Source organism: Schleiferilactobacillus shenzhenensis LY-73 (genome assembly GCF_000469325.1).
Taxonomy (GTDB): Bacteria; Bacillota; Bacilli; order Lactobacillales; family Lactobacillaceae; genus Schleiferilactobacillus; species Schleiferilactobacillus shenzhenensis.
Genome location: NZ_KI271585.1, coordinates 149,853 through 155,629, shown reverse-complemented (window position 1 = coordinate 155,629; position 5,777 = coordinate 149,853). Strand labels below are relative to the sequence as shown.

The following is a 5,777-nucleotide window of genomic DNA, read 5'->3' as shown; positions in this document are numbered from 1 at the left end:
TTTGCCAAAAGGCTTAAAGCCGTGCCCACCACGTTCCAGGCCCCCTGGCGGAGGGCCCAAATCGCCAGGCCCCGCGAATACCTTTCTTGCCTTTCTCAATCCACCGACTTCAACGCTTCCAGCATGTCGACATTCTTCAACCGGCGGTTCACGAAGAACCCGAGGAAGACGGTGATGACGGCGACGACGGCGAAGGGCAGGACGAAGCTCAGCGGCCCCAGAGCAGGGTTGAACATCACTTCGTCCGGCGGCACCACCACCAGAATATACTGGTGCAGCAGCTCGCCGATGCCGTAACCGACGAGGACGCCAATCAGCGACAAGACAATGGTCTCCCGGTAGATGTACATCGTCACTTCATTGTCGTAGAACCCCAGCACCTTGATGGTGGACAGCTCGCGCATCCGCTCTGAGACGTTGATGTTCGTCAGGTTGTAGAGGATGACCACGGCCAGGGCGCCGGCGACGAGGATCAGGATCAGCATGATCTTGTCTAAGGCGTTGACGATGGTGGTGATCTGGGAGCGCAGGGTCGTGTTCTGGACGACCCCGGCGACCCCGCCCAGGGCGATGAACTTGGCCGCCTGCCAGCGAGTGTTCGCCAGCCCCCGGTCGTGCAGGTTGACCAGGTCGGCGTTCGTCTGGAAGGCCGTGTGGAACACCTGCCGGTAAGCTTGGGGACTCATGAAGGCAAAGTGGCCCATGTACATCTCGGTGATGCCACTGACCCGCATCCTCTGAGCGGTGTTGCTGCTGTCCCGCAGGGTGATCGTGTCGCCCACGCGGGCCCCAAGCAGGTTGGCGAGGCGTTCGGAAATCACCACGCCGTCATTGGTCAACGGCAGCTTTTGCTGGGACTGGCGGTTGACTAGGCGAATATAGTGACTGAAGGTACGGGTATCCGCCGGCACGATCAGCTTAATCTGCTGGGTATCGCCGTTCTTACCGGCCACCTTGGTCAGCGTGTCGTAGTGGATCTGGGTATGTTCCTTCACCGCCGGCTCGCCCAGCAGGGCCGTGATTTGTTTCTGCTGACTGTGCGGCACGTAATTATTGTGGGCCACGATCAAGTCGTAATGCACCAGGTCGCCGAATTGACGGTCGTTGATGCCGGCGATGGAGTGCTGCACGGCGAGGCCGGTGAACAGCATGGCGACGGAACCGGCGACACCGAAGATGGTCATGAACATGCGCTTCTTATAACGGAAGATGTTGCGCGCGGTGACTTTATGAGTGAAAGAAAGGTGTTTCCAGATGAAAGGAATCCTTTCTAACAAGATCGTTGCCCCGGCGGCTGGCGGCTTCGGCAGCAGCAGGTCCGCCGGCCGGTCCTGGAGTTCCCGGCGGGCGACCCAGTAGGCGGGCACGACGGCGCTAAGAAAGGCCAGGAAGAAGGCGATGAGCGTGACGCCCCAGTGAATGTGCAGTTCGATGGGCGGCAGGGTAAAGCCGATGCGGTAGGCATTGTAGACGATATAGGGCAGGAGCGTATGGCCCAGCGCCACCCCGAGGACGGTCCCGACGAGGCTGGCGGCGGCACCGTAAATGGTGAACTTCTTGATGATGTCGGCGTCATCGTACCCCAGGGCCTTCAAGGTACCGGAATTGATCCGCTCCTCGTCGACGAAGCGGGTCATGGTGGTGACGGTCACGAGAGCGGCGACGAAGTAGAGGAAGATGGGGAAGACAGCGGCCAAGGCATCCACGATCCAGGAGATCGTTCCGTAGATCTTGTAACCATCGCCGCCGGGAATCTCCCGGCGCGAATCGCGGGCGTAGACGGGCAGGGCCAAGTGGCTGAGGGTCGCCTTGGCTTCCCGCAGGCTGCTCTCCGCGTCGGCAATCTTTTGCTCGGCGGCCGGGCGAGCTTCTTGGAACTGCTTGAGACTGGTTGTGTACTGCTTTTCTTTGGCAGAAAGCTGTTGCTTGGCGGCGGCGAGCTGGGCTTCGCCGGCGCTTTTTTTAGCCGTCAAAGTATTTTGGGCCGTGGTGAGCGCGTTGGTTTGGCTTTGCAGTGTTGCCTGGGCTTGGTTGATTTTGGCCGCGTTTTGGGCATAGTCGGCCTGCTTGCCGCGCAGGACCGCGGCACCGGTTAACCAGGCCTGCAGGCCAGTCGTGTACTGCTGCTGCCCGCTGGCATAGGCCGCTTGGCCTTGGACGTACTGCGCTTGGCCGGCGGTCAGGGCGTCTTGCTGGGCCGCTAAGGCTTTTTCACCGGCCGCCAGGTGGTCTTTGGCCTGCGCCAGGGCCGCGACATTTTGGGCCAATACGGTTCGGGCCGCGCTCAGTTCTGCAGCCGCGGCTGTGTAGTGCTGCTGGCTGGCAGCGAGGGTTTGTTGGGCGGCTTGCAGCGCTGCTTGGCTTTCATCTAGCTGGCTCTTTTCGGCCGCCAGCGTTTGGCTGGCCGCATCGATCTTGTCCTGGGCCGTGGCGGCTTCTGCCATGCCGGGAGTATAGTCGCTGGTCATGAAGTGATCGTAGGCCGTTTGGGTACTCGTCAGCTTGGCTTGGGCGGCGGTCCGTTCGCTGGTCAGTGCCGCCCGCTCCTCGGCTGCAAGATCCGGGTTGGCAAGCTGCTGGTCGAGGGCAGCAATTTGGCCCTGCCATTGGGTTAGGGCTGCTTCATACTGGTCTTTGCCATTGGCGAGCTGATTCTTTTTCTGAGTCAGAGCCGACTGTTGGGCCGTCAGGGCATCATGCGCGTTGGTCCACTCTGCCAACCGTGTTTTGAATGTGTCTGCGTTTTGCTGGTAGTCCGCTTCTTTGGCGTCTAGCAGCGCCTTTTGCTGGGCCAGGGCACTGGCCGACGCGGTGATTTGGGCTTGGGCCGCGTTGATTTTTTCCTGATTGGCATTGACGGTCTGGTAACCGGCGGTGAGTTGGGTCTTGGCCTGGCTGATGGCTTGGCCACCGGCCGTTAAGCGGGTCTGCGCTTGCGCGAGCTGCTGGGCGGCTCTGGTCAGTCGGGCCTGGCTGGTCTGCAGGGTCTGCCAATTCTGGTCGAGGGCCGCTTGGCCAGTTGCCAGCTGGGTCTGCGCGCCGGCCAGTTGCTGCTGCGCTGCAACGAACGCCGTGCGGGCCGCTGCCAATTGTTGAGTGCCGGCGGCAATTTGCTGCTGGGCGCTGGCTACTTGGTCAGTCAGAGCGGTTTGCTGGGTGTTGATTTGCGTATTTGCGGCCGCAATTTGACTCTTTGCGGCTGTCAGCTGCTGCCGGGTTGCAGCGAGTTTTTGCTTAGCCGAGTCGATCCTTTTCTGCCCGGCATCAATTTTGGCTTGGGCTTGCTCCTTGATGGCCGCCAAGCGCTTAGCTGGCTGGTTTTTCAACAGCGTTTTAAGCTGCGTCTTGTGGACCGCCAGGCGGTCGGTGTAGGTCTGGCTGTAGGGGTCAATGCCTTTGGTATTCCGGTAGGTCAGCCGGGCCAGCATATAATAATCCGACCGGAAGGCACTGGCGGGCACGACGGCGAAGCCATTCAGGCTCCCGGTGCCGGCGGCAGACTGCCCGATGTTCACGTCAGAAATCAGTTCACTGGAGTTGACGAAGCCGACAATGGTAAACGTGTGCCGGCGCAGCACGGTGCTGCCCAAGGCGTCCGCTTTCTCAGTAACCTTGAATGTCTGGCCGACATGGTAATGCTGCTGCTCGGCGCTATTGAGGACGATTTCCGTAGCCCGGCGGGGCATCCGGCCGGCGACTAAGGCATACTGCGAGACCTTTTGGGGAGCAGAAAAGATACGGATGCTGGTATGCGTCCCTTTCACCACGACATCTTTCAGATAGCCGAACTCGGCTTGGCGCAGCCCCGGCGCCTTTTTAATCGTCATGACGTCATTCTGGTCCAGACCGTAATCGGCAATCACTGAAATGTCCGCCGTATTGTGCTTCTGGAAGTAATCAGTGCCCGTCACCCGCATGTCCGGGCCGGTGACGTAGAGGCCCACCAGGGCGTAGGAGCCTAAGAGCATCAGGCCCATAATCGAGAAAAACCGGCCCCAAGAGCCCGTGAAGGACTGGCGAATATCTTGCCATAACGCTGTTTTCTTCATCGTGCGCCCCCTACCACGTGATGTCCGCGATGTCTGCCGGCTGGTCGTGAATGTCGATCCCGGCCACCTGGGCGTCCCGGAAATGGATTACGCGGTCGGCGATGCTGGCGATGGCTGCGTTGTGGGTGACGATGATGACGGTGGCGCCGCGCTGCCGGCTCATGTCTTGGATGATCTGCAGCACCTGCTTGCCGGTGGCGTAGTCCAGGGCCCCGGTGGGTTCATCACAGAGGAGAATCTTGGGGTTCTTGGCCACCGCCCGGGCGATGGCCACCCGCTGCTGCTCGCCGCCGGACAACTGGGAAGGGAAGTTGTTGATGCGGTCACCCAAGCCCACATCCTTCAGGGCTTGGGTCGCGTCTTGGGCGTTGTTCACGATTTCCGACGCCAGTTCAACATTTTCTTTCGCCGTCAGGTTCTCCACCAGGTTATAGAACTGGAACACGAAGCCCACATCGTCCCGGCGGTAGGCCGTCAATTCCCGGGGCGACTCGTGGGCGATATTTTGGCCATCAATGATGACGTCGCCTTCATCATTCGTGTCCATTCCCCCGAGAATGTTCAGCATCGTCGACTTGCCGGCACCGGACGCGCCCAGAATGACCACCAATTCCCCCCGGTTGACGGTGAAGTTGATATCGTTATTGGCCACGATGGTGGTGTCCCCCATGTGGTACCGCTTATAACTGTGTTTGACCTCAATGTACGCCATGCCTTCGTCCTCCTCGACACGAAACCAACAACCTGTTGTTTTAACTTGAGTATACGAACTATTGAAGCGGTTTAGCAACCATCAATTAGGCAGATTGTGTTGGTTTGAACCGGATGTAAGAAATAAGACCGACACCTCGTTGCCTTTTCTCACGGGGACCAGCATAATGAGGCCTGAGGTGATTCCATGACGACCCACGGGAAGATTACGAAGACCGAGCAGAAAATCAAAGCGGCCTTCATCTACTTGGTACAGACCAAAGGCTTCGAGCACATGACGATCAGTGATATCACTCAATACGCCCACATCAACCGCAGCACTTTCTATGCCCATTATCCCGATAAATTCGCGCTGATCCATCATTATGAACAACAATTCATCACGGCGCTGCGGGAGATCATCAGCAACCGCCTGACCGCGGCGATGGTGTCGCCGGATAATCGGCAGGCGATGGTCACCTATGAAGCGGTGCGCAAGATGCTGCATTACATCGCCAACGATCTGGACCTGGTCAAGGCCCTGATCAGTCCTCAGGGCGATCCCCAGGTGGTGAACGAGATGAAGAAAATCCTGCGGGAGATTATTGACGCGGACTTGTACCAGGTGAAGGGCAATACCAAGATGACGACGGCGATTCCGGATAATTATGCCCACGAAATTGTCGTGGGGGACATCACGAATATTGTGACCTTCTGGCTGAGCCAGGACAATCCCGAGAGTGCCGATACCGTGGCGGACATTATTATGACGACGCGGTTTATGAGTCCCTATGAGTTGCTGGGGCTGGGTGAATCTGGCGGGAAGACGAGGGGCAGCGACAGCGTTGGTTGACGGATCGGGGCCGCTCCGCCCTCTAAACGGGCTCCGGCGGGCAGGCCATCATGGTCTGAGGACCTTAAGCCCAAAATCCCAGGTGCAGGGATTTCCTCTTGCCATAAACGGGCTCCGCCGAGCAGGCCACCACAGTCTAAGGACCCTAACACCAAAAGCCCAAGTGCGGGGCTTTCCTCTTGCTA

Annotated in this window: 3 protein-coding genes; 1 reads left to right on the top strand and 2 read right to left on the bottom strand. The window is 59.1% G+C overall.

Annotated elements, in window-relative coordinates; all coding sequences use genetic code 11:
• Positions 1 to 95 precede the first annotated feature (95 nt).
• Together L248_RS05395 and L248_RS05390 are read right to left on the bottom strand one after the other, a co-directional pair.
• The gene (locus L248_RS05395; protein ID WP_022529108.1) at positions 96 to 4,049 is read right to left on the bottom strand and encodes an FtsX-like permease family protein; all 3,954 of its coding nucleotides are present in this window, start codon (positions 4,047 to 4,049) and stop codon (positions 96 to 98) included.
• 10 nt (positions 4,050 to 4,059) lie between these two features.
• Complete coding sequence (locus L248_RS05390; protein WP_022529107.1) at positions 4,060 to 4,761, bottom strand: ABC transporter ATP-binding protein; 702 nt, start codon at positions 4,759 to 4,761, stop codon at positions 4,060 to 4,062.
• 186 nt (positions 4,762 to 4,947) lie between these two features.
• Here L248_RS05390 and L248_RS05385 point away from each other — a divergent pair, with 186 nt between their 5' ends.
• On the top strand, positions 4,948 to 5,592 hold the full coding sequence (locus L248_RS05385) for a TetR/AcrR family transcriptional regulator (RefSeq protein WP_022529106.1): 645 nt from the start codon (positions 4,948 to 4,950) through the stop codon (positions 5,590 to 5,592).
• The last annotated feature ends 185 nt before the right edge of the window (positions 5,593 to 5,777 follow it).

What these genes read in the sequence shown, in the direction of transcription:
- L248_RS05395 (WP_022529108.1), bottom strand. Translation starts at nt 4,049, where the DNA reads ATGAAGAAAACAGCGTTATGGCAAGATATTCGCCAGTCCTTCACGGGC.
- L248_RS05390 (WP_022529107.1), bottom strand. Translation starts at nt 4,761, where the DNA reads ATGGCGTACATTGAGGTCAAACACAGTTATAAGCGGTACCACATGGGG.
- L248_RS05385 (WP_022529106.1), top strand. Translation starts at nt 4,948, where the DNA reads ATGACGACCCACGGGAAGATTACGAAGACCGAGCAGAAAATCAAAGCG.